A 26488-nucleotide genomic window follows, 5' to 3' on the forward strand; every position below is an offset into this window, starting at 1 on the left:
TAACAAGATGAAATTAGGTCTAGTAGTTGATCTGGATACCTGCGTAGGTTGCCACGGTTGTGCGACTGCGTGTAAGCAATGGAATACCTCCGGCACCATCGGTCCGCTGTCGGATAAAGACCCGTACGGCCGTGACCCTAACGGTGCCTGGCTGAACCGGATCCGTACCTATGAGGTGGATGACAGCCCGAACAGTAAGACAGTGAACATGCCAATGTCCTGTATGCACTGTGACGATGCGGCCTGTGTAACGGTTTGTCCGACCGGTGCTTCTTATAAGCGTAGCGAAGACGGTATCGTGCTGGTTGACCAGGATAAATGCATGGGTTGTAACCTGTGCTCCTGGGCATGTCCTTACGGTGCCCGTGAGCTGGATCCGGATGCCGGTACCATGAAGAAGTGTACCCTGTGTGTGGACCGTATCTACGACGAGAGTCTGCCAGAAGATGAGCGTAAGCCTGCCTGTGTACTGACTTGTCCGACCAAGTCACGGGTATTCGGTGACTTTGATGATCCGAACTCAGAAGTCAGCCAGCTGGTACGTGACCGTGCCGGTAAGCAGCTGATGCCTGAGTTGGGCTATAACCCGGTTAACACTTACCTGCCGCCGCGTAACAAGCCGGTAGTAGAGCAGTATCAGCCGTCACTGAAAGCCACTGTTAAGGGCTGGGTGAACAAGGTTATTTCCCGCTAATCCGGGGATCATCAGTAATGCCGGTGCTGGTCTGATTTAACAGATCATGCGCCGGTAAGAACAATAACAGTTTGTCCGGTATATGCTGAATCACTGCGACAAACCGGCCGGCTCAGGCGAGCGGGCCAAAACGGAGACACGAATATGCATCCGGCTTTTTCCGTACTTGTATTTACCGTGATGTCGGGCGCCGGCTACGGCCTGATTACCCTGATGGTAATCGGACACCTTAGCGGCCTGTCACAACTGCAGGATTCTTCTGTGCTGTTAAGTGCAGGCATCCTGTCCTTTGTCATGATTTCAGGTGGTCTGCTGTCCTCTACGCTGCACCTGGCTAACCCTAAGAACGCCTGGCGCGCATTCAGCCGTTTCAAGACCTCATGGTTATCCCGTGAAGCGGTATTTGCGATCCTGCTGTACCCGTTCATGCTGATTTACCTTGGCGCTATCTGGATGGATATGACCGGCGCAGTGGTATCTGTGGCAGGCATTCTGACGGCTGTATTTGCCATGGTGACACTGTTCTGTACCAGCATGATCTACGCCAGCCTGAAAACCATCCGTCAGTGGAACTCTTCCCTGACACCGGTTAACTACATTGCTCTGGGTCTGATGTCCGGTGCAGTGCTGCTGGCTGCGGTTCAGTCAGTGGTTGGTGGCGATCTGGCCGGTGTACTGCAGCAGCTGGCACTGGCGCTGGTTGTACTGGGTGCGGTGTGCAAAGTGATCTACTTCTTCTGGATCGGCAAGCCTGCAGGCAGCACCATCAACACGGCGACAGGTTTTACCCAGGCGAGTGTTCGTCTGCTGGATCAGGGTCACACCTCTAACAGCTTCCTGAATGACGAGTTCGGTTACACCGTAGAAGCGAACAAGCTGGTGCGTCTGCGTCTGCTGATGCTGGGTGTTGCTTTCGTAGTGCCTTTCCTGCTTCTGCTGAGCGCCAGCTCTGCATTGCTGGTGATTGCGGCAGCTTCAACTATTGCCGGCCTGCTGGTTGAGCGCTGGTTGTTCTTCGCTGAAGCGCGCCACGTTGTACGTCTGTTCCACGGTGATCAGCGGGTATAAAACACCCGGCTGAGTACCTTTAAAAAATCCAGAGTTGGCCCTGCTGCTCTGGATTTTTTGTCTCTGGCAGAGTTCAGCGCTGTTGAGTGCACAGCGTCTGTCAGCCTGTTTTGCTTCGTTTGGCCGCTATAACTATTAATCCCAGGCCAGCTTTTGCCCGTAGGAGTTGAATATGAATTTCGCAACCCGTAATCCTTATAACAATCAACTGATTGAAGAGTTTGCTTTTCTGTCTGATGCAGAGCTGGAAAGCCGTCTGACGGCGTCCCGTGAAGCTGCTCTGCACTGGCGTAATACCAGCTTTGTTGAGCGTGCAGCGCTGGTGCTGGCGATTGGCAGTAAGCTCAAAGAGCGCCGCCAGGAAATGGCAGAAACCATTACTCTGGAAATGGGTAAGCTGCTGAATGAAGCGCTGGGAGAAGTGGATAAATGTATCGGTGCCTGTGAGTACTACGCAGAGCATGCTGAAACCATGCTTCAGGATGATCTGATCAGTACACCGGCAAGCCGCAGTCTGGTCAGTTATGAACCGCTGGGTACTGTACTGGCGATCATGCCGTGGAACTTTCCTTTATGGCAGGTGTTCCGTTGCATGATTCCTAACCTGATGGCGGGTAATGCGGTATTACTTAAGCATGCGCCAAACGTGCCGCGCAGTGCTAAAGCCATTGAACAGCTGGTCATCGACGCCGGTGCGCCGGAAGGTCTGTTTGCTGATCTGACTATTTCCGTTGATCAGGCCGCTAAAGTGATTGCCGATTACCGGGTACACGGGGTGGCATTTACCGGCAGTGAAATGGCCGGTCGTCAGATTGGTGCACTAGCCGGCCAGCACCTGAAGAAAGCGGTACTGGAACTGGGCGGCTCTGATCCGCTGATTATTCTGGATGATGCCGACCTTGAAGCGGCTGTGGATGTTGCCATGCGGGCCCGCTTTGCCAATGCAGGTCAGATCTGTATTGCGGCGAAGCGCTTCCTGGTGGTGTCCAGCCGGATGGCTGAGTTCACTGAAATGGTGGTTGAGCGCAGCCGTGCACTGCAGGCCGGTGATCCGATGCTGGCCGAGACGACACTGGCGCCGATGGCCCGTGCGGATCTGCGTGACAAGGTTCACCAGCAGCTGCAGGCAACCGTTGCCGATGGTGCCAAGCTGCTGACCGGCGGTGATATGTTACCGGGTGACGGTTTCTTCTATGCGCCGACCGTACTGTCTGAAGTTGAGCTGGGTATGACCGCTTTCAGTGAGGAAATTTTTGGCCCGGTTGCGGCGATTATTTCGGTCCGTGATGAAGCGGATGCGATCGCTCAGGCGAATGCTACCCGTTTTGGTCTGGGGGCCAGTATCTGGACACAGGATGTTGCCAAAGGTGAACAGCTTGCCCGTTGCCTGGACGTGGGCGCCGCTTTCGTTAACGCTCAGGTTGCCAGTGATGTGCGTATGCCATTCGGCGGTACTAAAGCATCTGGCCTCGGCCGGGAACTGGGTGTGAACGGCATCCGTGAGTTCTGTAATGCTAAGAGCGTCTGGGTTGCCTGACAGCGCAGTTTGCGAACGATGTTGAAAAATGGCCGCACTTGCGGCCATTTTATTTTCTTTTAGAAGCTGTTCGCGTATTTAGACCTGTACTTGGCTCCAGAAAATTACCGGTACTGGTTCTAGGGATATTACTGGCCCACAGGTAAATTGTTACGTATAGTCAGCTGCTGCACTTAGCAGGTTATACTAATAGTGACCGGTGTTTTTGTTTAAGATACTGTGACCCGGCCACCGTTTTCAGATGTATCAGGAGTTATCATGTCCACTAAGACTGTTCAGATTGAATTAGCAGCAGAAACATTAGATCTGTTTACCCGCTACCAGAAGTACACGGGTACTACGACTGAGTTTTATATTACTCAGCTGGTTGAGAAGACCCTGCCAACCGTAAAAGCAATGGTTGAAGCGATGGATGAAGCCAGCGCGAACCCGGATGCAAACCTGGATGTGATGGAAATTTTCGGTCGTAAAATGGCAGCTGCTTCCATGGAGCAGCGTGACGAAGAACAGGCTAACCCGATCAAGGTTAACTGAGCTTTACCCTTTTCATAGTGATCTCACGTTTGGGCCGCATTTATGCGGCTTTTTTTTTGCCTGCTATTCAGTTTTTTTAATGATCAGGAACAAAAAAAATCGTCAAATTTCATTCCTTACGATTCGTATGGATATAGATTTAGTCGGATGATTGGTTATAAAATGCGCACCGGCTGATGTACCTGACTGCGTTCTGCACCAGCGTATTTTTCAAAGCCGCTAAATCATGCCCTGTATGACGTCCTGTCATCTCGAATCAGGTTTAGGTAAATACTGTTTGTTTGATCAGAGCACTGTGTCTTAGCAGCTGCTCCTTTGTTGGTTGTATTGATCTGAGGAATTCGGAGACTCCATGAAAAATAGTCTATTCCCATTTTTGGTCTGGCTAAAATGCTTAACATTTCAGGATGTTAAAGCGGATTTTATTGCTGGTATCACAGGGGCGATTATTGTTCTGCCACAAGGTGTGGCGTTTGCAACGATAGCGGGTTTGCCGCCTGAGTATGGTTTATATACTGCGATGGTGACGCCGATTATCGCGGCACTTTTTGGCTCGTCCAAGCATTTGATATCCGGCCCGACCACGGCGATATCCATTGTGGTTTTTTCCGCCGTGAGTGGTCACGCGGAGCCGGGCAGTGCTGAGTTTGTGTCGATGGCACTGACTCTGACCTTGCTGGCCGGTATCTATCAGCTGGCGTTTGGTCTGGCCCGGTTAGGTAAACTGGTGGACTTTGTATCCCATACAGTTGTGATCGGTTTTACCGCTGGTGCGGCCATTCTGATTGCTACCAGTCAGGTGAAACACATCACCGGTATTCCTGCGGAGAAGGGGTTGTCGTTTACGGAAAGCTGGATGGTGACCCTGTCGAATCTGGATCAGCTTAACTGGGCGATTTTCTGTGTCGGGATGATGACCCTGCTGATGGCTGTGGGCATTAAGCGTTACCTGCCTAAAATTCCGAACCTGTTGGTAGCCATGGTGTTTGGCAGCCTGATCGCGCTGGCATTTGGGGAAGGTTCCGGGATTTTGCTGGTGGGTGCGATTCCGACCAGTTTGCCGCCATTATCCATGCCTGATCTGTCACTGGATACTATCCGTCTGCTTGCCCCTGAAGCCTTTGCGATTGCGCTGTTAGGCCTGATCGAAGCAGTTTCTATCAGTCGGGCGATTGCGATTAAATCCCAGCAACGGATTTACCCGAACCAGGAGTTTCTGGGACAGGGACTTTCGAACATTGTCGGCAGTTTTTTCTCCTGCTATGCCGGTTCCGGTTCGTTTACCCGTTCAGGTGTGAACTATTCAGCAGGTGCGAAGTCTCCGTTGTCGGCTATTTTTGCCGCGGTTCTGCTGATGCTGATCGTGTTGCTGGTGGCGCCCCTGACGGCTTATTTACCAGTTGCGGCCATGGGCGGCGTAATTATGATGGTGGCTTATAACCTGGTGGACTTCCATCATATTAAGAAGATTATGGTGGCCAGCCGGCCGGAAGCTTCTGTGCTGATCATTACCTTTGTCTCAACCTTATTTCTTGAACTGGAGTTTGCGATTTATCTGGGTGTATTGCTGTCGCTGGTGCTGTTCCTGGCCAAGACTTCAACCCCTGAAATTACCGAGATGTCTCTGAATACAGAGCAGCGCCGCTTTGTGGATGCGCGCAACGGTAAAGGGGAGCAGTGCCCTCAACTGAAGGTGTTACGGGTAGAAATGTCGATCTATTTTGGCTCGGTGAACCATATCCAGAACCGGATTGAGCAGATAGCGGCGCAGGAAGGTGTGGAGCGTATTCTGATCATCTGTCTGGGGATAAACTTCATTGATATGAGTGGGGTGGATCTGCTGGTATCACTGGACGGTAAACTGAAGGCGAAAGGCGGCGGTCTGTACTTCTTCGGTATGAAGCCGGGGGTTATGGAGAATGCTGCCAAACTGGGGTTGGTTGATGATATCGGCGAAGACCGTTTCTTCGCTAATAAGTCTTCTGCCATCAGCAGTATTTTCCCGGAGCTGAATCAGTCCACCTGTGAGAACTGTGACAAGCATGTTTTCCGTGAATGCGAGAAATTCAGCCAGCCACTGATTGCCCGAGCCTGATCTGCTTTTTCAAAAGCGCCTAAACGTAAAAGCCTGTTTTTTAACAGGCTTTTTTGTTTGTGGATCTTCTTTCAGGCAAGTTTAACCGCCGCCGCTGTTCATCCATTCCAGGGTAGCTGCGCGGCTTTCGTCGGTGACGCTTTTCACAACCGGGTTGGCCAGCACAGCAGCCCGCCAGGCGGTCATATTTGGCCCCAGTTTAAGTTCCCGGCCAAACAGTGGCAGCAGGATGTCAGCCAGTTCAATGGTGGCGGGAAATGCGCAGTCCGCATAGCCGATGTTTTCATCCACCATAAACGGCTGTGCAGTAAAGAGTTCATCCAGCTTAGCCAAACGTTCTTCAAATTTGTTCAGGTGATCATCCAGCTCAGCCTGTACCCGGGTGGCCGGATCGCAGTGGGCAAACGTACGGCGCAGGTGAGGTTCCAGCCAGAGGTCATGGTAGCGGGCCAGAAAACGGTGCCGGGCTTTTTTCAGGTGGTCGTTGGTGAGCAGGCTGTGTGCCGGGTAGGCATCTTCCAGATATTCCATGATCACATCTGATTCTGAAAAATATTCATCACCCACCCGCAGTGCAGGGATGGTGCCCAGCGGTACCAGTTGCATGTACTGATCGGTGCTGTAGCCCCCGGGAGGTGGGGAAATAGTACAGGTGATGTTCTTCAGACCAAGTGCAATACGCACTTTAGCACTATAGGTACTGACGGGAAGAGAGAAGAGTTCCATGGCTAACCTTTTGATCGTTATTGTGCAGCCGTATTCAGCATAGAAAAAGCGCTGGTTTAAAGTGTGCCAGCGGCAGTTACTGGCGACTTTACCGGAAATATCTGAAAGGTATATGAATGAATTATTCTATGACTGTAGCGCAAAGTTATTAAAAATAATTTTCTTATTCTTTTTGAAAGAAATATTCCCCTGTCTACGGGGAATTTACTGATCTGGATCAGTAGAGACTTCGCCTGATTTTTAATCCCTGTTTCACTTGATGAATGTCAAGACGCCTCAGAAGGTGCCTCTTTAAACTTTCACCTGTGACAAAACGTCGCAGTGACAAAACGTCGCAGGTAGAAATAAGGAGATACCGTTATGTTTATTCCGTTCAAAGATCTGGCGCTGGTGGGATGCTCAGTGATGCTCTGCGCAGCAGCACTTACTGCTCAGGCCGAAGAACACAATATGAATCATAAACATAAGCAGATGGCCAGCGTGCAGTCTATGGCCGAAGTGGTAACCACTTCCGGTGTCGTTAAAGGGGTATTAGCACAGACCAACCAGCTTAAAGTTCAGCATCAGCGTATTCCTGAATGGGATATGCGTGAAATGCAGATGAAGTTTAATCTGGCGCCGGGCATGCAGGCGTCTGACTTTAAAGAAGGTCAGCCAATTGAGTTTCGTCTGAAGCAGCAGAACATGATGAAGTTCACCATTACTGAAGTGATTGATCAGTAATAGGGATTGCCGAGGTTGCTGATGATGAACCGAGATTGCAGGCAGTTAGCACGTTTGCTGAGCCGTGTATGGCTTGCGGTGATGCTGATGCTGGTTTCGCTGAACAGTGCACTGGCGATGGTGCCGGTCAGTGAAGCACAACAGACAGAAACAATTCTGCAGGCCCTTCCAGAGGCGACCCGTGTCGCTGATAAGGAAGCACTGGAGGGCGATGATATTCTGATCCGGAGGGTCTTCGCCGGTGACAAAGAAATCGGTTACGCCTTCAATACCAATGATGTCGTCAATATTCCGGCTTATTCCGGTAAGCCAATCAACACCCTTATAGTTATGGACCCGGATGGCCAGTTAGTCGCTACCCGGGTGCTTGAGCATCATGAGCCTATCCTGCTGGTGGGCATTCCTGAACAAAAACTCTTTGATTTTGCCGATAAATACCAGGGCCTGAACGTGACAGATCAGGTCCGGGTTGGTGCCGGTAATAACGAAGATGTCCGCAATGTGGATGTGGTTTCCGGTGCGACTGTTACCGTAATGGTGGTGAATGAAGCCATCATGCGGGCGGCCCGTAAAGTGGCCCGTCATCTTAACATTGCGGGGCTTTCCAAACTGGCGGTTGTACCGCCGGCGACTGTGAAACCTGACGTATTCTCAAAAGCGGACTGGATTCAGTTAACCGGTGACGGTTCCATTCGCCGGCTGGCGCTGCAGCGTAAAGACATTGATGAAGCTTTCGTTGGCACCAAGGCTGAAAATCAGGCGGCGAAAACACCGGCTGATGCTGAAAAAGAATTTATCGAGCTGTATTACGCACCGTTAGATATTCCCACTGTTGGCCGTAACCTGCTGGGCGATACTCAGTACAACTGGCTGATGGGCGAGCTGAACCCGGGTGACAGTGCGATTGCTGTGATGGGTGAAGGGGAGTACTCCTTCAAAGGTAACGGTTACGTGCGCGGCGGTATTTTCGACCGCACTCAGTTACAGCAGTCCGGTAAGGTAATCAGTTTCCACGATACTGACTACTACCGCCTGGATGATGTGTATATCGACGGTTTTCCGGGATTCCGGGAAATGGCGATCTTTGTGATCCGCGATCAGTATGACTTTGACCCGGGCACTCCGTGGCAGCTGGAGTTGCTGGTACGCCGTCAGATCGGCGCACTGGACAGCGTATTTACCAGTTTCTACGGCGACTATCTGACTCCTGAACAGTACCTGTTACGTCCTGAGCCGGTTGCCCCGGTGGCAGAAGCGGAACCGGAAGCTCTGTGGGTGAGCATCTGGCGTGAAAAAGCCTTCCAGATCGGTGTTCTGTCTGTGGCTCTGCTGGCGCTGTTCATCATTATTTTTATTCAGGATGTGCTGGTTCGTTATCCACGGTTGATGCACGGCCTGCGTCACGGTTACCTGGTGTTTACCGTTGTCTTCATTGGCTGGTATGCCCTGGGACAGCTCTCTGTGGTGAACGTCTTTACCTTTGTGCATGCTTTCCAGGGGGATTTCCAGTGGGATCTGTTCTTACTGGATCCGATGCTGTTCATTCTCTGGGGTTTCGTGGCCATGACCATGTTGCTGTGGGGTCGGGGTATCTTCTGTGGCTGGCTGTGCCCGTTCGGTGCGCTGCAGGAGCTGATCAACGAAGCGGCCCGTCGCCTTAAAATTAAGCAATACGAAATTCCTTTCGCAGTACATGAACGGCTCTGGGCGCTGAAGTACGTGATTCTGCTGGCGCTGTTTGCGGTGTCACTGGAGTCCCTGTCTGAAGCTGAGCGCTATTCAGAAGTTGAGCCGTTCAAAACTGCTTTCCTGCTGCAGTTCAACCGGGAGTGGGGCTATGTGCTCTACGCGGTGGCACTGCTGGTGATCAACATTTTCACCCGCAAGGTCTACTGCCGCTACATCTGCCCGCTGGGGGCCGCCCTGGCAATCCCTGCACGCCTGCGTCTGTTTGACTGGCTGAAACGCCGTAAAGAATGTGGCCAGCCGTGCAAGGTATGTGCGAACGAATGTGAGATTCAGGCGATTCATCCTGATGGTTCTATCAATGCCAATGAGTGCCATCAGTGTCTGGATTGCCAGGTGACTTATTACCGAAATGACAAGTGCCCACCTTTGGTGGTTAAAGCCAGAAAACGCGCTAAGCAGCAAGCTGCTATGGCAAAAATTGAGACTTTGGATGTGACCGACTCGGCAGCGGTGCCGAACGCTTAATCCTTATTGTGGAGAATGGAAAGATGATTGATCCGAAAGATAAAAACTTGCCGGAAATCGATGCAGAAGATCCGAAGGCAACTGAACATGTGAAAGTCAGCCGCCGCTTATTCCTGGGTGGTTCGGCAGCTCTGGCCGGTGTTGCCAGCACCTTCGGTGCCGGTATGGGCAGCGCGTTACTGCCATCGACTGCACAGGCTGCCAGTGCTGACGGTATGGTAGGTCCGGGCGAGCTGGATGAATACTACGGTTTCTGGAGTGGCGGTCACTCCGGTGAAGTACGTATTCTGGGTTTGCCATCCATGCGTGAGCTGATGCGTATTCCGGTATTCAACGTAGACAGCGCCACCGGTTGGGGTATTACCAACGAGAGTAAGGCGATTCTGGGTGAAAATGCACCGATGAACGGTGACAGCCACCACCCGCATATGTCTATGACTGACGGTCATTATGACGGTAAGTATGTCTTCATCAACGATAAGGCAAACACTCGTGTTGCACGTATTCGCTGTGACATCATGAAGACTGACAAGATCACCACGATTCCTAACTGTCAGGCAATTCACGGTCTGCGGGTGCAGAAAGTACCGCACACCAAGTATGTATTTGCCAATGCTGAATTCCGTATTCCGCATCCGAACAACGGCCTGAACATGGATGACGTACCGGGTTACTACACCCTGTTCAACGGTGTTGATGCCGAGAGCATGGATGTGGCATGGCAGGTGATTGTCGACGGTAACCTGGATAACACCGATGCTGATTACACCGGTAAGTATGCGTTCTCTACCTGCTACAACTCTGAAGGTGCTATCGACCTGACCGGTTCCATGAAGGCTGAGCGTGACCACCTGGTTATCTTCAACATTGAGCGTATCGAAGCTGCAGTTAAAGCCGGCCAGTTCATTACTCTGCCAGGCTCTGACGTACCGGTACTGGACGGCCGTAAGGGTTCTGAACTGACCCGCTATGTGCCTGTACCAAAGAACCCGCACGGTATTAATACCGGACCTGACGGTAAGTATGCAGTTGCCAACGGTAAGCTGTCTCCGACTGTTACTGTATTCCAGCTGGACAAGTTTGATGCTCTGTTTGCCAATGAGATCAAGCCACGGGATACCGTTGTCGCAGAAGTTGAGCTGGGTCTGGGGCCTCTTCACACTGCCTTTGACGGCCGTGGCAATGCCTATACCACACTGTTCATCGATAGCCAGGTATGTAAGTGGGACGTTGAAAAAGCGATCCGCGCATATAACGGTGAAAACGTTGACTACATTGTGCAGAAGTTGGATGTACATTATCAGCCGGGTCATAACCACACCACTATGGGTGAAACCCGTGATGCTGACGGTAAGTATCTGGTATCTCTGCAGAAATTCTCGAAAGACCGCTTCCTGCAGTGTGGCCCGCTACACGCCGAGAACGATCAGCTGATCGATATCTCCGGTGACGAAATGAAACTGATCCATGACGGCCCGACTTATGCTGAGCCGCATGACTGCATGATCGTACACCGTTCCAAGGTTAAAACCCGCAAACTGTATGACCGTGAAGATCCGACCTTTGCCGGCACTATCGCGATGGCAAAAGCGGACGGCGTTAACGTTCACACCGATAACAAGGTGATCCGTGACGGCAACAAGGTACGTGTCTACATGACTTCCATCGCACCTTCTTACGGTATGAATGAATTCACCGTGAAGCAGGGTGATGAAGTAACAGTTGTCGTGACCAACCTTGACCAGATTGAAGACGTAACCCACGGCTTCTGTATGGTAAACCACGGCGTACAGATGGAAATCAGCCCGCAACAGACCGCGTCTGTAACCTTCATGGCGGATAAGCCAGGGGTACAGTGGTTCTATTGCAACTGGTTCTGTCACGCGCTGCACATGGAAATGCGCGGCCGTATGTTGGTTGAACCTGCATAACAGCAGTAATTGCCGGGCGGATTTTCCGCCCGGCATGTTTGAGAGGTAACAGATGCTGAATCTGACTGGAAGGATTTTGGGCCTGCTGGCATTGCTGATCAGCAGCATAACCAGTGCGGCTGTGATTCAGATAACCCCGCAGGATGACCTGCAGCTGGCGCTGGACAATAGTCAGCAGGGGGATACGCTGGTATTGGCGAAAGGTGAATACCGGGGTAATTATATTCTGCGCCGGACAGTTGAGCTGACCGCAGAAAAAGGTGCTGTCATTGATGCACAGGGCAAAGGCCACGCATTACAGGTAGAAGCACCGGACAGCTACGTCCATGATTTACGGATTGTAAACTGGGGTGAAGACCTGACCAATCAGGATGCCGGAATTCTGCTGGCAACTTCCGCCACGGGTAGCCGGATCGAGAATAACAGCCTTTATGGGGGCGGCTTTGGTATCTGGGTAGATGCCACTCAGAACGCCCGGATTATTGATAACAAAGTACGTGGTAAGCTCGAGCTGCGGGCATCCGACCGTGGTAATGGCATCCACCTTTTTAATGTCAGCAAGGCACTGGTTCAGGGTAATGAAGTCTGGGAAACCCGGGACGGCATTTACATTGATACCAGTAACGGTAATGAGCTGACCGCCAACTATCTGCACGACCTGCGTTACGGCGTGCACTACATGTATTCCTACAATAACCTGTTACAGAGCAACCTGACTGAAAACACCCGTACAGGTTATGCACTGATGCAGTCAAAATATCTGACGGTGCTGAATAACCGTTCAGTGAATGACGTGAATTACGGCATTCTGATGAACTACATCACCAATTCTACCCTGCGTAATAACGATATCCGCGGGATTCAGAACCGCCATAACCCCCATATGAAAAAAACCGGCACGAACAATGCCCGCCGGGTGGGGCTGGAAGGTAAGGCGCTGTTTATCTACAACTCACTGTTTAATGAATTCACGGATAACCGTTTTGCCGACAGTGATATCGGCATTCACCTGACGGCTGCATCGGAAGATAATACCCTGGCAGGTAATGCCTTTGTGAATAATAAAACCCAGGTGAAATACGTTTCAACCCGGACCCAGGACTGGGCCGGTAACTACTGGAGTGACTATCTGGGCTGGGATATGAACGGTGACGGCGTCGGTGATATTGAATACGAGCCGAATGACAGCGTCGACCGGTTGTTATGGAAGTTTCCGGCGGCCAAGTTGCTGCTGAACAGCCCGGCCATTGAAACTCTGCGCTGGGTACAGCGGCAGTTTCCGGTGCTCAAAGGCCCGGGTGTGATTGACAGCCAGCCATTAATGGCTGAACGGCCGCAGAAGCAGGCGGGTGTCGTTCCGGTGGCAGAAGAGCAGGCGCTGGCAATACAGATACAGGCAGGTAAAGAATGATGAGCAGTACAGAAAATATTGTTGAATTACAGCAGGTTGAAAAGAAGTATCTGGGGGTGCATGCCCTGCAGAGTCTGGATCTGAATTTGCAGGCCGGTGAAGTGTTCGGGCTGTTTGGTCATAACGGTGCCGGTAAAACCACCATCATTAAACTGATTCTGGGCCTGATTGAAGCCACGTCCGGTAAGGTAAGCGTGTTCGGCCAGGATCCGACCCAGGCCGGTGCCCGCGAACTGCGGGGCAAGCTGGGCTTCTTGCAGGAGAACGTCAGTTTTTATGATCAGCTGACAGGTCTGGAAGTACTGGAATATTTTGCCCGCTTAAAAGGTTTTGCCCGCAAGCAGTGTCGCCAGCAATGTCTGGAGTTACTGGCACAGGTTGGGCTCAAAGATGCCTGCGGCCGCCGGGTTAAAACCTATTCTAAAGGGATGCGTCAGCGTCTGGGGCTGGCTCAGGCACTGCTTGGCAAACCCCGTCTGTTATTGCTGGATGAGCCTACCGTAGGGCTGGATCCGATTGCAACCCAGGATTTTTACCACAGCATTGATCAGCTCAAGCATCAGGGCTGTACCGTAGTGCTGTGTTCCCATGTGTTACCGGGCGTTGAAAAGTATATTGACCGCGCACTGATTCTGGGACGCGGATCGGTACTTGCCAGCGGCAGTATTGAACAGCTGCGGGCCCAGGCAAACCTGCCGGCAGTCTTCCGGCTGCACGGACAACCGGGCCTGTCAGAAGAGCTGCCGGAAGATTTACGCTTGCTGGCCAGCAACGACAGCAGCGGTATGCACATGGCTGTGCCTATGCAGGATAAAATGCATACCCTGCGTGCTCTGGCGGGGCTGGGCGGGGTTGATAACATCGACGTTCAGTTACCTTCTCTGGAAGATCTCTACACTCACTTTATACAGCGCCACTGTGATCAGGAGGCTGCACTATGATGATTAATCCGTTACTGACCGTTGCCGGTAAAGAATTCCGTGACGGTATGCGAAACCGCTGGGTTTTATCGATCTGTATTATTTTTGCGGTACTGGCTATCGGCCTGGCTTATTTCGGTGCAGCGGCAGCCGGTAAGGTGGGCTTCACGTCCCTGTCGACCACCATTGTCAGTCTGGCGAGTCTGGCGGTATTTATCATTCCGCTGATTGCGCTGATGCTCTCTTATGATGGCATTGTCGGTGAAGATGAGAGCGGAACCTTGCTGTTGCTGATGACCTACCCGCTGTCCCGAACTCAGTTGCTGTTAGGTAAGATGCTGGGGCAGGGGGCGATCATGGCGTTTTCCACACTGATCGGTTTTGGTTCTTCTGCCGTGATGATCGGTATGTTCTCCGCAACCACTTCCTGGAGCGATCTGCTGGTGCCTTACAGCGTGTTTATCTTCTCCGCCATTCTGCTGGGCTGGATCTTCATTGCCATTGCCTATGTGATCAGTGCCAGTGTGGCAGAAAAATCCAAGGCAGCGGGCATTGCGCTGATCGTCTGGTTTATCTTCGTGCTGGTATTTGATCTTGGCCTGCTTGGGTTACTGGTATCCACCGAAGGTAACGTCGACGCCAATCTGTTCCCGTACATGCTGTTGCTGAACCCGACTGATATTTTCCGGCTGGTGAATATCACCTATTTTGCGGATCAGAATCTCACCGGTCTGATGGCCATTGCGCAACAGACTCAGTTCTCAATGTACGGTTTACTGGCAGGTCTGATGGCCTGGCTGGTGATGCCGGCTTCGCTGGCGATGTTTATTTTTAACCGTCGCGGTTTATAAGGCAGGAGGCCGGAATGAGATATTTACTGACAAAGATACTGTTTGTACTGCTGTTGTCGGCAGGCATTCTGACAGGCTGTACAGAAGACGAGCAGGCCGCGATGGTACAGCAGGCTGTGGCATTGGAAAGCAGCGATGAATGTCATTTGTGCGGCATGATCATTACCAATTACCCGGGACCGAAAGGCCAGCTGTTCAGCAAGGGCATCGAAGGTAATCTGAAGTTCTGCTCAACCCGGGATATGTTTGCGTTTATTGCCGACCCGGAAAATAAGCACAACGTGAAGCAGGTCTTCGTTCATGACATGGCAATTTCTCCCTGGGATCATCCTGATGAAGAAACCTATGTGGATGCCCGCGAGGCCTTTTTTGTAATCGGCCATGGTAAGCCTGGCGCCATGGGAGCAACGCTGGCCAGTTTCTCTAAGCAGGAAGACGCAAAGGCGTTTGCTGAAATTGAGGGCGGGGAAGTGCTGCGGTTCGACGAGATTGACCTTGAGGTGCTGGTCAATATGACCCACAGCCACTGAATAACTTAAGAGCAGATGGCTATTAGTGCTTCCTGAATAGCTGACCTATAATCAGCCCAAATTCAGATTTTCAGAGGGAAGCACGGCATGGCCACACAGGTTCAGAATCATACCTATCAGGACTGGCTGAACAGCGTTGAGCAACTGGCCGGTAACGGCTTTGCCAACCGGGCGTTTATCGATGGTCAGTTCTGTGATGCTGCCAGTGGCGCGACCTTTGAATGTATCTCCCCCCGTGACGGTCAGTTACTGACACGCATCGCTGCCTGTGATGCTGTGGACGTTGATAAAGCCGTCGCGGCGGCCAGGGCATCTTTTGAGGCCGGCGTGTGGTCCCGGCTGATGCCCAAACAGCGCAAAAAGATTCTGCAGGCATTTGCCGCAGAGCTGGAAGCCCATGCGGATGAGCTGGCGTTGCTGGAAAGTCTGGACATGGGTATGACCATCAGCGACAGCCGTACCATGAATCTTCCCGGGGCTGTGGAATGTGTTAACTGGTATGCCGAACTGGCAGACAAACTCTACGATGAAATCGCGCCCACTCAGCCAAATGCCTTAACCCGTATTCACCGGGTGCCTGTGGGTGTGGTCGCAGCCATTGTTCCCTGGAATTACCCTCTGATGATTGCCTGCTGGAAAGCAGCACCGGCACTGGCGGCCGGTAACTCGGTCGTTCTTAAACCCGCTGAACAGTCTTCTCTGACCGCTATCCGTATGGCCGAGCTGGCCCATAAAGCCGGTATTCCGGCCGGTGTATTCAATGTGGTGCCGGGTATGGGAGATGTAGCCGGTAAAGCACTGGGGTTGCATATGGATGTGGATGCGCTGGCATTTACCGGTTCCAGCCGGGTAGGCGGTCTGTATATGCAGTATGCCGGTCAGTCTAATCTAAAGCGGGTTGCACTGGAGTGTGGCGGAAAGACGCCGAACATTGTGCTGGATGATGTGGAAGATCTGGATAAAGCTGCTGCCGCCATTGTGCTGGGGGCGTTTTCCAATCAGGGACAAATCTGCAATGCCGGTTCCCGTCTGATTGTTGACCGCAGGGTACACCGGCCGTTGATGGAGAAGGTAAAAGCACTGGCAGAAACCATTGTGCCGGCTGATCCGCTGGACCCGGCAACAGAGTTCAGTTGTCTGGTAGACGCCCGGCATACGGCGAACGTGCTTCAGTATGTACAGGCAGGGCAGGATGATGGCGCACGGCTGATCTGTGGCGGTGAACAGGAGGGCGGTTCTGGCCGGAAGTGTTATGTTCAGCCAACCATTTTTGATCATGTCAGCGCGGATATGCAGATTGCCCGTGAAGAAATTTTCGGCCCTGTGCTGTCTGTTATTCCGGTGGATTCTGTTGAGCAGGCTATCGAAGTAGCCAATTCAACGGTATACGGTCTGGGAGCTGCGGTCTGGACCCGCGATATGAAACGGATGGAACAGGCTGCGGGGGCGATTAAAGCCGGGGTTATCTGGGTGAACTGTCATGACCACGGTGATATTTCATCGCCGGTTGGCGGCTTTAAGCAGTCGGGTTTTGGCAGGGATAAATCGGTCCACGCGCTGGATAAGTACGTGGAATATAAGACCGTCTGGATCGATCTGAGCAGCTAGGGTTAGTCCTCACCCATTGTCAGATACAGGGCCTCAGTGCGTGGCCCTGTACGTACCGAGAGCATGGCTTCATCGCTGATCAGTGCCGCATCTCCGGGAGCCATCCGGGAACCGTTTATTTCCAGCTCACCTTTAAGCAGTTGTAAAAAGCCATGTTTTTCAGTGGGTAACCCACAGGCTGTTTTTCCCAGTTTCAGCTTATAAATGCAGATGTTCTGTTGCAGTTTCATGGTGCCGTCGCGACCATCCGGTGAGGCGACCAGCAGGATACCGTTAGAGGGGGAGAGCTTTGCCTGCTGAAGGTCGGCCTGAAGTGGAACGCCGTTAGTGGGGGTGAGCCACAGTTGCAGCATACGCAGGGTCTTACCGGCACCGTTGTTGGTCAGGTTAAAGTCGATTTCATTTGCAGCACTCAGCAGCACAGCGCCACCGGGGCTTTTAAATGTTCCCTTGCGGCCAAGGGAGTCGTGGAACTGTGCCTGACCTTCCAGTATCAGGCTGAATACTTCGGTTTGCTGGAACTGGCAGGGATCAATACTGGCACCGGGGTGCAGGGAGTCTTCATTGCAGGCCCGCAGATTGGCAAGGCCCATAAAGTCGGGATCAAAATAGCTGGCAAACGAGAAACAGTAGCGGCTTTCCAGCCAGCCATAGTGGGCAAAACCCCGGTCATCTGAACGTCTGATTCTGATCATGTCTGTTCTCTTTGGTGGGTGTATTTGCTGGGTTTCCGCCTTAATTTTCTCAGTATTGCTTAAAAATTATCCTAACTGCTTGTTTTTGATAATGCCAGTAATGGCCTGTCATTCTGTGGTTATATCCCGGGCCGACCGGCCGGAGGGCCGCAAATAAAACTGCCGGCATGAAGCCGGCAGTTATCAGGGGAAAGCTTGTATTTTAAGCAAGACGGAAGCGACTAACCGTATTTTGCAGGTTATTGGCCAGTTCCGAGAGCTCCTCGCTGGAGCGGGCGATTTCCAGTGCACCTTCACTGGATGCATTGGAGGTGTCCTGAATGGTGACCAGCGAGCGGTCGATTTCTTCAGAGACACTGGTCTGTTCGCTGGAGGCGCTGGCGATCTGCGTGTTCATGTTGGTAATGTTCTGTACGGCAACCGAGATGGCTTTCAGTGCATCACCGGCTTCAGCGGCTTTGTCACCGGCATTCTTGGCCTTTTCCTGGCCCTCAGACATGGCGTTTACCGCATTCATTGTGCCTGTTTGCAGGCGTTCAATGGCATTCTGGATTTCCTGCGTTGAAAGCTGGGTACGTTGTGCCAGGGTACGTACCTCATCGGCTACTACGGCGAAACCGCGGCCCTGATCACCGGCCCGGGCAGCCTCAATGGCGGCGTTCAGTGCCAACAGGTTGGTCTGCTCGGCAATCTCTTTAATCACATCAACGATAGAGCCGATGCTTTCGCTGTCTGCTTCCAGTGTGCGGATGTGCTCGGATACTGTGACAACGTCATTAACCAGCGCATTGGTTGCAAGGATGGCCTCTTCAACAATGGCGTTACCCTGGATTGCCTGTTCACTGGTGTCCTGGGCGTCTTTGTCAGCCATTTCAGCGTTCTGGGAAATTTCATGGGCGGTAGCAACCATTTCATTCATCGCGGTAGCCACCTGTTCAATTTCCAGGCGCTGGGAATCAATGCTCTGGTTGGCCTGACTGCTGACTTCAGTCATCCCGGTGGCAGAACCGGACAGCTGTGTGGCAGCACTGCTGATCTGCACAATGATGTCCCGCATTTGCTGTAGCATTTTGTTAAAGCTGGTGGACATTGCGCCCAGTTCATCGTGGTTTTCCACATTCAGTTCCAGCGTCAGATCTGAATTTTCAGCAATGGTTTCGATGGTTTTCTGGGCCGCCTGTAACGGCAGGATAACTGAACGGTAGACACCGACAGCAAAGAACAGAAAGGCACCGATAACAATCAGGCTGGTGGTACCCAGATAGAGCATGCTTTCTTCATAGAGTTGCTCAATGTTTTCATATTCCTGTTTGGCAACCCGTAACTGCAGGTTAACCAGTTCGGTGATTTTTTCACTGATCGGATCAATGTCTTTGTACAGTGGGCCGTCGAACTCTGACAGGTTGTTCTTCGGATCACCGGAGAAGGTTTTCAGCGAAGCCAGCAGACGGTCGATGGCACGGTTGGCCGAGATAAACAGCTGTTCCGCTTCCTGCGCCAGTTTGGCTTCTTCGGCAGTCAGCTCGGTAGCCATGTATTTTTGCCATTTGGCGGCGATTTCTGTTTTGGAAGCCTCGATGTCTGAAACAGCGCGGCTGACCGGTATGAGGCCGGCGTTGGCTTTGTTTACTGCATCGATAACCAGTACGGCATAGTCATCAGCAATGACTTTCAGGTCTTCTAGGGGTACAACACGGTCATTATACATTCGGGCGGAGCCGCTGACGGTGCTTTTGAGTTCAAACAGAGCGGTCGCTAAAACGATTATCAGACCAAAAATAGGTAAGCCTGACATAATAATCAGCTTGGATTTTATGGATATATTCTTAAACATAACTAGCGATTCCGTAGTACATCAGTTTACGAATTGTATCCTTACGCGTGGCGCTACCAGTCGATAATCTGATTAGGTTCAAAATTGCCGAACCAAAGCAGCACTTATGTCGTCCCAGTTTTTTCATCCTAGCATCCGAATTTCCCGCTTGAGAAGCCCGTTACAATTTTATGACCCCCATTTTGGGAGATAACCATATAAAACAGGCGGATTTTAACTCGTTGTTTGCAAAGGATTTTTTGCTTTGATTAAACGTTTGTTTGGCTTTGTGTTGTCAAATGTGCCGGCTTGGATGTTTATGTTTTATAAGGTTTTTTCACGATTTGAAGGGGTATTTTTACAGATGGTAAAGCAGTGCTTTCAGGGGATAATGCAGGAAAATTTGTGAGGTAAACGTGGCTAAATAAAATAATCTTTTTATTTTATTCTTGTTAATTTTCAGTTCAGATTAATAGCGTTTTATTTGATTTTTCTGACTTAAAAGTCAATGTTTTAATCTGTTTTTTGGGAATGATTATTAATATCTCACCAGTCATATTTATCCGGGATAATAAAAAACGCGGCTTCAGGGCTAAACCTGAAAGCCGCGTTCAGACACATGTTTCGTGGATCAGTTGAGCTTAAACTGATTGATCATAGCCTGCTGTTGCATTGCCAGGTCTGAGAGTACTTCACTGCCCCGGGCACTTTCTTTGGCATCCTGTAAGCCGGACTCTGCAGTATCGGCAATTTGCTGTACTGACTGAGAGATCTCCATGCTGACGGCTGTCTGCTCTTCAGCCGCGGTTGCGATGCTGATGGACATCTGACGGACTTCACCTAACTGACGGACCATTTCGCTCAGTGAATCACCTGCCTGGACGGTCTGCTCAACGCTGGACTGGGCTTCCTGCCGGCTGCTGTCCATGATCCGGACCGCATCAGTGGCGCCGGATTGGAGTTTATCAATCATGCCCTGAATCTCCTGAGTGGAGTTTTGTGTCCGGCTGGCCAGATTGCGTACTTCGTCGGCAACTACGGCAAAACCGCGACCCTGTTCACCGGCACGGGCGGCCTCAATGGCTGCGTTCAGGGCCAGTAAGTTAGTTTGCCCGGCGATATCTTCGATGACTTCCAGAATCCGGCCGATGTTCATGCTGTCTTCGTTGAGCTGGTTGATAACCCGGCCGGTCCGTTCCAGTTCTTCGGCCAGCGCGTTGACCCGCTCGATACTGTGCTGCATCAGTTCCCGGTTGCTGTTAGCGGCAGCATCGATGCTGGTCACCTGCTGCTGTGCCAGTTCAGCACTCTGGGCCACTTCTGAAACCGTCGCAGACATCTGATGAATTGCAGTGGCTACCTGGGTGGTTTGCATTTGCTGGTCATTCATCATGTTGTGGGTACGGTGGCCAATATCAGAGGCCTGTTGGGCAGAGTTGCTGATCTGACCTGCGGCGGTGTGAATCTGACGGATGACGTCTTCCTGTTTATCTACCAGCTCATTGACCCAGCGGGACAGCTGACCGAATTCATCGTTGGATGTGACCGCTAAGCGCTGCGTCAGATCCCCGTCTGCGATGACCCGGAGAATATTCATAATACGGTGCATGGCGTTGCGGATATTACGGCTTACCCAGACCGCAATTGCCACCGCGATCAGAACGGACAGCAGACTGATGACAATATTGGTTGTCTGGCCGAGGTTTACCTGTTGTTCGGCGTCAGCGGCGGCTCTGGCTGCCAGTACCTGAGCATCCTGCATCAGTTGTGCCAGTGCCTGGTTGCTGGCATCTGCGCTGTCTGAAAGCCGGGTTACCAGGGCTGCCAGCTCTGCATCCAGCTTTACTTTCTGTTTGTGTAGCTGGGTCAGTCCGTCCGGCCCGTTGGCTGCATGCTCAATCGGAGCAGTATATTTTTTCAGGTCCGGTGCGATGGTGTTGCCGGCATCGATCATTTTCTGCAGCCGGGTGTTCAGGGCCAGTACGCTGTAACCATACCCTTCGGTCGCAAAGGATTCTTCAATCGGTGTAATTTGTTCTTCAAGGGTGGTTTTGAGCAGAGTGTTAAATTCCACTTCAACCGCTTTGAGGTTTTCTTTCAGTTCCCGGCCACTGCTTTTTTCAGCTTCAGAAATGCCAAAGGTAATTAGCAGTTCAATGTCATTAAAAAAGAAATGTATCTCACTGCGCAGTGCCTGTTCAGCCTGCTCTAACTGATTACTTAACAGCAGGTATTGCTGGTGGCCACTTAACGCCTGTTCAGCGGATGAAAAGTAGTCATCGGCTTTGCTGTCCAGTCCGCTGACAGCGTCACTGACAGCCGGGTAGGTTTGAGCAAACTCCAGTAACTGTTCCCGTTGTTGCTGATACTGCTGACGTTGTTGTTCAAAATTACTCTGATACAGCGTCAGCGTTTCTTCATCAGTGCTGTCCAGATATTGCAGCATTGATTTGTTGGATGAAAGCAGGGAGACAGCCATCGCTGAGCTGCGCACAATAATCGGGGTGATTTCATCGTTAGTGATTTTTACCTGATGGTTAACCTGGCTGAGGCCACGGAAAGATGAACCGCTGATGATCAGCAATAAAATAACCAGTATGGCAAAACCACCGCCAATACGTTGCGTAACGGTTAAGTTCATTATTATTTTAATCCTGTTATGCAAAATGAATGTATTTATCGCAGCTTTATCCTTAACCCTACGACTTTAAATACTCTGATCAACTTCGGAAAATAGCTGTTTCCTGATCAGAAAATTAGTGTGTCTGAGTATATAAAGATCGATTTAGGAAAAGAAAAAAATCACATGTCAAAATGGTTAGTCGCTGAAATAATTGTCACTTAAATCATTTAAATGTCGCAATTCTTCAGCTTTGCTTTAGATATGCTTATATGTTGTTTTAGAAATAATAATTCGTTCGTGTGTCACATAAACGTAACATTGGCGGGGTGTAGGAGGCGGATATAGGAAAGATATGCAGAAGCGGGGCAGTATTGTTAAATTAATAATCGATTATTTTTAATTGAATTATTAAGTGCGTTATAAAATGTTATTTTTGTTTGGCTGATAACTTGTTTAAATAACCCGCTACAAAAATGCAGCGGGTATTTAAATTATTCAAATTCAATCCAGGTTGTTTTTAATTCAGTATAATCATCCATCGCATGTAATGATTTATCCCGGCCATTACCTGATTCTTTAAAACCGCCGAAGGGCACAGTGATATCTCCACCGAAATAATTATTTACCCCCATGGTACCCGTGCGGACGGCAGCGGCTACCCGGTGAGCTGTGTTGATGTTGCTGCTCCATACTGCACCGGCAAGCCCGTAAGGGGAGTCATTGGCAATACGGATGGCGTCATCCATGTCCTGGAAAGGAATGGCTGAAACAACCGGTCCGAAGATTTCTTCCCGGGCAATACGCATCTGATTATGGACGTTTTTGAAAATCGTCGGCTGGTGATAGAAGCCGCCATTTCCAAGGTCAACGACTTCACCGCCGGTGAGAAGCTCAGCGCCTTCTTCCAGGCCAATTTTAACGTAACGCTGCACCGTATCCAGCTGACGCTGGTCGATCAGTGCGCCCATTGCGGAAGACGGATCCAGTGGGTTACCCGGCTGCCAGCTTTCAGTATAGGCTTTGACCTTTTCCAGAAATTCATCGTAAACAGAGGCTTCAATCAACAGGCGGGTACCGGCGGTACAGGTCTGGCCGGAGTTATAAAAGCCGGCAACGGCCGCCATCTGTGCGGCTTTTTCAAGATTGGCATCGGCAAATACGATGTTCGCGCTTTTACCCCCCAGCTCCAGGAAAGTACGCTTAAGGTTTGACTGACCGGAATACTGCATCAGCAGTTTACCCACCGCGGTGGAGCCGGTGAACGTCTGACCGTCAATGCCCGGGTGCAGACATAAGTGCTGGCCCAGCACCGGCCCGTCACCGGGGAGAACGTTCAGTACACCGTCCGGAAGGCCGGCTTCGGTGGCCAGCTGAGCAATCCGTAATGCGGTTAAAGGGGTTTTCTGATCCGGTTTGAGGATCACGGAGTTGCCGGTCGCCAGCGCCGGTGCCAGTTTCCAGGCGGTGGTCGACAGGGGGAAGTTCCAGGGTACGATTGCCAGTATGACCCCCAGTGGCAGGCGGGTTACCAGTGCGAGACTGTCTTCACCGGTAGGGGCAATCTGCTCATATACTTTATCGACGGCTTCGGCAGTCCAGCGAATGGTGGTGATCGCGCCAGGTACATCGACATTCACCGTGTCCGAGATCGGTTTTCCCGCATTCAGACATTCCAGTAAGGCCAACTCTTCGCTGTGCTTTTCCAACAGGTCGGCCCAGCGCAGCAGGATTTTTTTCCGTTCCGCAGGGGCCATTGCGGACCACGGGCCCTGCTCAAATGTTTGCCGGGCAATGTTCACCGCCAGGTCAGCGTCTTCCGGACCGCAGTCGGCTATGTCTCCCAGGCTGAGGTTGTTGGCAGGGTTAATGCAGGCAACGGTTTTACCCGAAAGCGCATCAGCATTTTTCCCGTTTATGAAGGCTTTTGAGGGGATCGTCAGGGCTTCAACCCGCTGGTTCCAGTCGGTTAAATTCATCTGTATACCTTGCACATAAAATTGAATGATAATTCGGATAATATGTGTTTTGTACAGATAAGATATACCCCGGGTGGGGTAGGTTAGCTGTTTTCGAGCTTCTCCAGTTCTTCCATATAGGCATCCAGAATCAGGTTCGGCCGTGCGCCTTTACGAGTGATCGCAGAGAACTCGGTATAGAAGAAACGGCTTTGTGGCTGAATGCTGCGCATCCGTTTTTCCCGCACCCAGCGGGCAGCAAAGTGAGTGGGAAGAAAGCCCAGGTATTCACCACTGAGGATCAGAAAGGCGATACCTTCCCGGTCGGTGGAGCTGGCACTGGTTTGTAAGTCCGTATGTTGTTTTCTGGCGTCTGCACTTTGTGGATAGGCGGGGATAACCGTATTGGCTTCTGCCAGTTGCTGCGGGGTGATCTGCCAGTCCTTCATGCCATACAGGGGGTGTTCGTCGCTGCAGTAAAGTAATGACTGTTCATTGTATAAAGGGGTGTAATTCAGCCCGGTCAGGGTACGGATGTCAGGGACGACCCCCACATGAAGACGGCCTTCCAGCACGGCTGATTCAATTTTATTAGGGGGGATCATACGGATATTGATCACAACGTCCGGCCCCCGCTGTTTCAGTTTTGCCAGTGCCCGGGTGATACGCATCTGGGGCACAGTCACCATGTTATCGGTAATACCGATATTCAGCTCACCCTTCAGTTCTGTATTGATGGCATTGATCTGCGACCGGAAGGTTTCCAGGTTACTGAGCAGCTGCAGGCTCGCCTGATATACCTGTTCGCCCTGTTCTGTCACTGAGAATCCTGAACGGCCCCGCTGGCAGAGTTTCATATTCAGCAGGCTTTCCAGTTCATTCATTGCCAGGCTGATAGCCGGCCGGCTGATGTTCAGTTCAACTTCCGCTGCTGCAAATCCGCCGTTTTCAATGACAGCTTTATAGATGCGCAGTAAGCGGATGTGGGCATCGCCAATTTGTCTTGGCAGGCGTGAAACGATCTGACTCATGATAGGGCTCTGGCGGATTCTTCTTATAGATAACTAATAGCTTATCTTAAGTTTATAAATTATGAATTTAATAAACTAACACCATCGCCATAATGAAGTCATCACTATTTGAGATGTTTTCTACCGGAGTGTTGTATGAACAACAATAACGATAAGTTTGCAGGACTCTCTCAGGCGCAGCTGGATGCGTACTGGATGCCGTTCTCTGCCAACCGTCAGTTCAAAAAAGATCCGCGGATGATCGTGTCTGCTGAAGGCCGCTATTACACCTCTGCAGATGGCCGGCAGATTCTGGACGGTTTGTCAGGTCTGTGGACCTGTGGTGCGGGCCACTGCCACCCAAAAATTACTGAGGCGGTCAGCAAGCAGCTGGGTGAGATCGACTATTCACCGGCGTTCCAGTTTGGTTATCCGAAAGCTTTCCAGCTGGCGCATAAAGTAACTGAGCTGATGCCCGACGGTCTGAACCGTGTGTTTTTCACCGACTCCGGTTCAGAGTCTGTTGAAACTGCGCTGAAAATCGCCCGTGCTTACTGGCGCAAAAAGGGCATGGCCAGCAAGACTCGCTTTATCGGCCGTGCCAAGGGTTACCACGGGGTAAACTTTGGCGGTATCAGTGTGGGCGGCATTGTGGGTAACCGGGTACTGTATGGTCAGGGTGTTGATACCACCCACATTCCTCATACCATGCTGGCGGAAAACCGTTTTGTAAAAGGTATGCCGGAAGAGGGAGCCTTCCTGGCGGAAGATCTGGAAGCGCAGATCGCCATTCATGATGCATCGAACATTGCAGCCGTGATCGTTGAGCCGCTGGCCGGTTCTGCCGGTGTTATTCCGCCACCAAAGGGTTACCTGCAGAAGCTGCGGGAGATCTGTGACAAGCATAACATCCTGCTGATCTTTGATGAGGTTATTACCGGATTTGGCCGGATGGGGTCTTATACCGGTGCGGAAGAGTTTGGCGTAACTCCGGATATGTTGACGGTTGCCAAGCAGCTGACCAACGGTGTTGTACCGATGGGGGCAGTGGTTGCCAAGCAGGAGATTTACGATACATTTATGGCTGAAGGTGGCAAGGAGCACATGCTTGAACTGCCTCACGGCTATACCTATTCAGGCCATCCGGTTGCCTGTGCCGCCGGTCTGGCAGCGCTGGATCTGCTGGTTGAAGAAAAACTGGTTGACCGGGTTCAGGCAGCGGCACCACAGTTCGAGGAGCTGTTGCACAGCCTGAAGGGGGCCAAGTATGTGACGGATATTCGTAATTACGGTCTGGCCGGTGCTATTACCATTGAATCTGCACCGGGTGATCCGGCACTGCGTCCGTTTGAAGTGATGCTTAAGTGCTGGGAGAAGGGTTTCTATGTACGTGCCGGTGGCGACACTATTCAGCTGGGTCTGCCGTTCACCACTGAAGCTCATGAAATGGATAACATCATTAACGCTCTGGGTGATTCCCTGGCAGAGCTGGACTGATAAAGATAATAAAGGGCTTGCTGCAGTCCTCTGCGGCAGGCCAGTGCATAATT

20 protein-coding genes are annotated in these 26488 nt (G+C 51.4%); 14 read left to right on the top strand and 6 right to left on the bottom strand.

From position 1 onward, the window contains the following. The first annotated feature begins 7 nt into the window (after positions 1–7). The 5 genes from JYB63_RS13285 to JYB63_RS13305 all read left to right on the top strand — a co-directional run bounded on the left by JYB63_RS13285 (position 8) and on the right by JYB63_RS13305 (position 5928). A complete protein-coding gene (locus JYB63_RS13285; protein ID WP_205658328.1) occupies positions 8–694 on the top strand; it encodes a 4Fe-4S dicluster domain-containing protein in 687 nt (228 codons plus the stop codon). Positions 695–838: 144 nt separating this feature from the next. After that, positions 839–1762, top strand: a complete 924-nt coding sequence (locus JYB63_RS13290) for a dimethyl sulfoxide reductase anchor subunit family protein (protein ID WP_205658329.1) — start codon at positions 839–841, stop codon at positions 1760–1762. Between the two features lie 172 nt (positions 1763–1934). Next, positions 1935–3299 carry an NAD-dependent succinate-semialdehyde dehydrogenase gene (locus JYB63_RS13295; RefSeq protein ID WP_205658330.1) on the top strand — a complete coding sequence of 455 codons (1365 nt, stop codon included), beginning with the start codon at positions 1935–1937 and terminating at the stop codon, positions 3297–3299. A 258-nt stretch (positions 3300–3557) separates the two neighbouring features. Continuing rightward, positions 3558–3833, top strand: coding sequence for a hypothetical protein (locus JYB63_RS13300; protein ID WP_205658331.1), 276 nt, complete (start codon positions 3558–3560; stop codon positions 3831–3833). Positions 3834–4185: 352 nt separating this feature from the next. After that, a complete protein-coding gene (locus tag JYB63_RS13305; protein ID WP_205658332.1) occupies positions 4186–5928 on the top strand; it encodes a SulP family inorganic anion transporter in 1743 nt (580 codons plus the stop codon). An 81-nt stretch (positions 5929–6009) separates the two neighbouring features. Here the strand turns inward: JYB63_RS13305 and JYB63_RS13310 are convergent, their stop codons facing one another. Beyond that, positions 6010–6654, bottom strand: a complete 645-nt coding sequence (locus tag JYB63_RS13310; RefSeq protein WP_205658333.1) for a glutathione S-transferase family protein — start codon at positions 6652–6654, stop codon at positions 6010–6012. Positions 6655–7014: 360 nt separating this feature from the next. Here JYB63_RS13310 and JYB63_RS13315 point away from each other — a divergent pair, with 360 nt between their 5' ends. The 8 genes from JYB63_RS13315 to JYB63_RS13350 all read left to right on the top strand — a co-directional run bounded on the left by JYB63_RS13315 (position 7015) and on the right by JYB63_RS13350 (position 16842). Next, positions 7015–7377 (top strand): copper-binding protein, encoded by a 363-nt coding sequence (locus tag JYB63_RS13315; protein ID WP_205658334.1) that lies wholly within the window; start codon positions 7015–7017, stop codon positions 7375–7377. 21 nt (positions 7378–7398) lie between these two features. Next, on the top strand, positions 7399–9591 hold the full coding sequence (nosR, locus tag JYB63_RS13320; protein WP_243431961.1) for a transcriptional regulator NosR: 2193 nt from the start codon (positions 7399–7401) through the stop codon (positions 9589–9591). Between the two features lie 23 nt (positions 9592–9614). Then, a complete protein-coding gene (nosZ, locus tag JYB63_RS13325; RefSeq protein WP_205658335.1) occupies positions 9615–11522 on the top strand; it encodes a TAT-dependent nitrous-oxide reductase in 1908 nt (635 codons plus the stop codon). A gap of 52 nt (positions 11523–11574) precedes the next feature. Continuing rightward, complete coding sequence (locus tag JYB63_RS13330) at positions 11575–12933, top strand: nitrous oxide reductase family maturation protein NosD (protein WP_205658336.1); 1359 nt, start codon at positions 11575–11577, stop codon at positions 12931–12933. After that, on the top strand, positions 12933–13874 hold the full coding sequence (locus tag JYB63_RS13335) for an ABC transporter ATP-binding protein (RefSeq protein WP_205658337.1): 942 nt from the start codon (positions 12933–12935) through the stop codon (positions 13872–13874). Before JYB63_RS13330 ends, JYB63_RS13335 begins: the two co-directional genes overlap by 1 nt. After that, positions 13871–14704, top strand: coding sequence for an ABC transporter permease (locus JYB63_RS13340; RefSeq protein ID WP_243431962.1), 834 nt, complete (start codon positions 13871–13873; stop codon positions 14702–14704). Before JYB63_RS13335 ends, JYB63_RS13340 begins: the two co-directional genes overlap by 4 nt. 14 nt (positions 14705–14718) lie before the next feature. Further along, on the top strand, positions 14719–15234 hold the full coding sequence (locus tag JYB63_RS13345) for a nitrous oxide reductase accessory protein NosL (protein ID WP_205658338.1): 516 nt from the start codon (positions 14719–14721) through the stop codon (positions 15232–15234). Positions 15235–15321: 87 nt separating this feature from the next. Beyond that, complete coding sequence (locus JYB63_RS13350; RefSeq protein WP_205658339.1) at positions 15322–16842, top strand: aldehyde dehydrogenase; 1521 nt, start codon at positions 15322–15324, stop codon at positions 16840–16842. A gap of 2 nt (positions 16843–16844) precedes the next feature. On the opposite strand, the gene JYB63_RS13355 is transcribed toward JYB63_RS13350, so the two are convergent. From JYB63_RS13355 to JYB63_RS13375, 5 genes are all read right to left on the bottom strand, one after another. Next, a complete protein-coding gene (locus JYB63_RS13355; protein ID WP_205658340.1) occupies positions 16845–17537 on the bottom strand; it encodes a pirin family protein in 693 nt (230 codons plus the stop codon). Between the two features lie 202 nt (positions 17538–17739). After that, a complete protein-coding gene (locus JYB63_RS13360) occupies positions 17740–19371 on the bottom strand; it encodes a methyl-accepting chemotaxis protein (RefSeq protein ID WP_205658341.1) in 1632 nt (543 codons plus the stop codon). Positions 19372–19981: 610 nt separating this feature from the next. After that, positions 19982–21991 carry a methyl-accepting chemotaxis protein gene (locus JYB63_RS13365; RefSeq protein WP_205658342.1) on the bottom strand — a complete coding sequence of 670 codons (2010 nt, stop codon included), beginning with the start codon at positions 21989–21991 and terminating at the stop codon, positions 19982–19984. Between the two features lie 473 nt (positions 21992–22464). Next, positions 22465–23949, bottom strand: a complete 1485-nt coding sequence (locus JYB63_RS13370; RefSeq protein WP_205658343.1) for an aldehyde dehydrogenase — start codon at positions 23947–23949, stop codon at positions 22465–22467. Positions 23950–24032: 83 nt separating this feature from the next. Continuing rightward, positions 24033–24959, bottom strand: coding sequence for a LysR family transcriptional regulator (locus JYB63_RS13375; protein WP_205658344.1), 927 nt, complete (start codon positions 24957–24959; stop codon positions 24033–24035). A gap of 135 nt (positions 24960–25094) precedes the next feature. Here JYB63_RS13375 and aptA point away from each other — a divergent pair, with 135 nt between their 5' ends. Continuing rightward, positions 25095–26435 (top strand): omega-aminotransferase AptA, encoded by a 1341-nt coding sequence (gene aptA / locus JYB63_RS13380; protein ID WP_205658345.1) that lies wholly within the window; start codon positions 25095–25097, stop codon positions 26433–26435. Positions 26436–26488: the final 53 nt, after the last annotated feature.

The organism is Aliamphritea spongicola, assembly GCF_017051665.1.
GTDB lineage: Bacteria > Pseudomonadota > Gammaproteobacteria > Pseudomonadales > Balneatricaceae > Amphritea > Amphritea spongicola.

Coding starts and splice junctions, on each gene's coding strand:
- JYB63_RS13340 (WP_243431962.1), top strand. CDS start 13,871: ATGATGATTAATCCGTTACTGACCGTTGCCGGTAAAGAATTCCGTGAC.
- JYB63_RS13335 (WP_205658337.1), top strand. CDS start 12,933: ATGAGCAGTACAGAAAATATTGTTGAATTACAGCAGGTTGAAAAGAAG.
- nosR (WP_243431961.1), top strand. CDS start 7,399: ATGATGAACCGAGATTGCAGGCAGTTAGCACGTTTGCTGAGCCGTGTA.
- JYB63_RS13310 (WP_205658333.1), bottom strand. CDS start 6,654: ATGGAACTCTTCTCTCTTCCCGTCAGTACCTATAGTGCTAAAGTGCGT.
- JYB63_RS13370 (WP_205658343.1), bottom strand. CDS start 23,949: ATGAATTTAACCGACTGGAACCAGCGGGTTGAAGCCCTGACGATCCCC.
- JYB63_RS13285 (WP_205658328.1), top strand. CDS start 8: ATGAAATTAGGTCTAGTAGTTGATCTGGATACCTGCGTAGGTTGCCAC.
- JYB63_RS13350 (WP_205658339.1), top strand. CDS start 15,322: ATGGCCACACAGGTTCAGAATCATACCTATCAGGACTGGCTGAACAGC.
- JYB63_RS13315 (WP_205658334.1), top strand. CDS start 7,015: ATGTTTATTCCGTTCAAAGATCTGGCGCTGGTGGGATGCTCAGTGATG.
- JYB63_RS13360 (WP_205658341.1), bottom strand. CDS start 19,371: ATGTTTAAGAATATATCCATAAAATCCAAGCTGATTATTATGTCAGGC.
- aptA (WP_205658345.1), top strand. CDS start 25,095: ATGAACAACAATAACGATAAGTTTGCAGGACTCTCTCAGGCGCAGCTG.
- nosZ (WP_205658335.1), top strand. CDS start 9,615: ATGATTGATCCGAAAGATAAAAACTTGCCGGAAATCGATGCAGAAGAT.
- JYB63_RS13365 (WP_205658342.1), bottom strand. CDS start 21,991: ATGAACTTAACCGTTACGCAACGTATTGGCGGTGGTTTTGCCATACTG.
- JYB63_RS13355 (WP_205658340.1), bottom strand. CDS start 17,537: ATGATCAGAATCAGACGTTCAGATGACCGGGGTTTTGCCCACTATGGC.
- JYB63_RS13330 (WP_205658336.1), top strand. CDS start 11,575: ATGCTGAATCTGACTGGAAGGATTTTGGGCCTGCTGGCATTGCTGATC.
- JYB63_RS13375 (WP_205658344.1), bottom strand. CDS start 24,959: ATGAGTCAGATCGTTTCACGCCTGCCAAGACAAATTGGCGATGCCCAC.
- JYB63_RS13290 (WP_205658329.1), top strand. CDS start 839: ATGCATCCGGCTTTTTCCGTACTTGTATTTACCGTGATGTCGGGCGCC.
- JYB63_RS13295 (WP_205658330.1), top strand. CDS start 1,935: ATGAATTTCGCAACCCGTAATCCTTATAACAATCAACTGATTGAAGAG.
- JYB63_RS13345 (WP_205658338.1), top strand. CDS start 14,719: ATGAGATATTTACTGACAAAGATACTGTTTGTACTGCTGTTGTCGGCA.
- JYB63_RS13300 (WP_205658331.1), top strand. CDS start 3,558: ATGTCCACTAAGACTGTTCAGATTGAATTAGCAGCAGAAACATTAGAT.
- JYB63_RS13305 (WP_205658332.1), top strand. CDS start 4,186: ATGAAAAATAGTCTATTCCCATTTTTGGTCTGGCTAAAATGCTTAACA.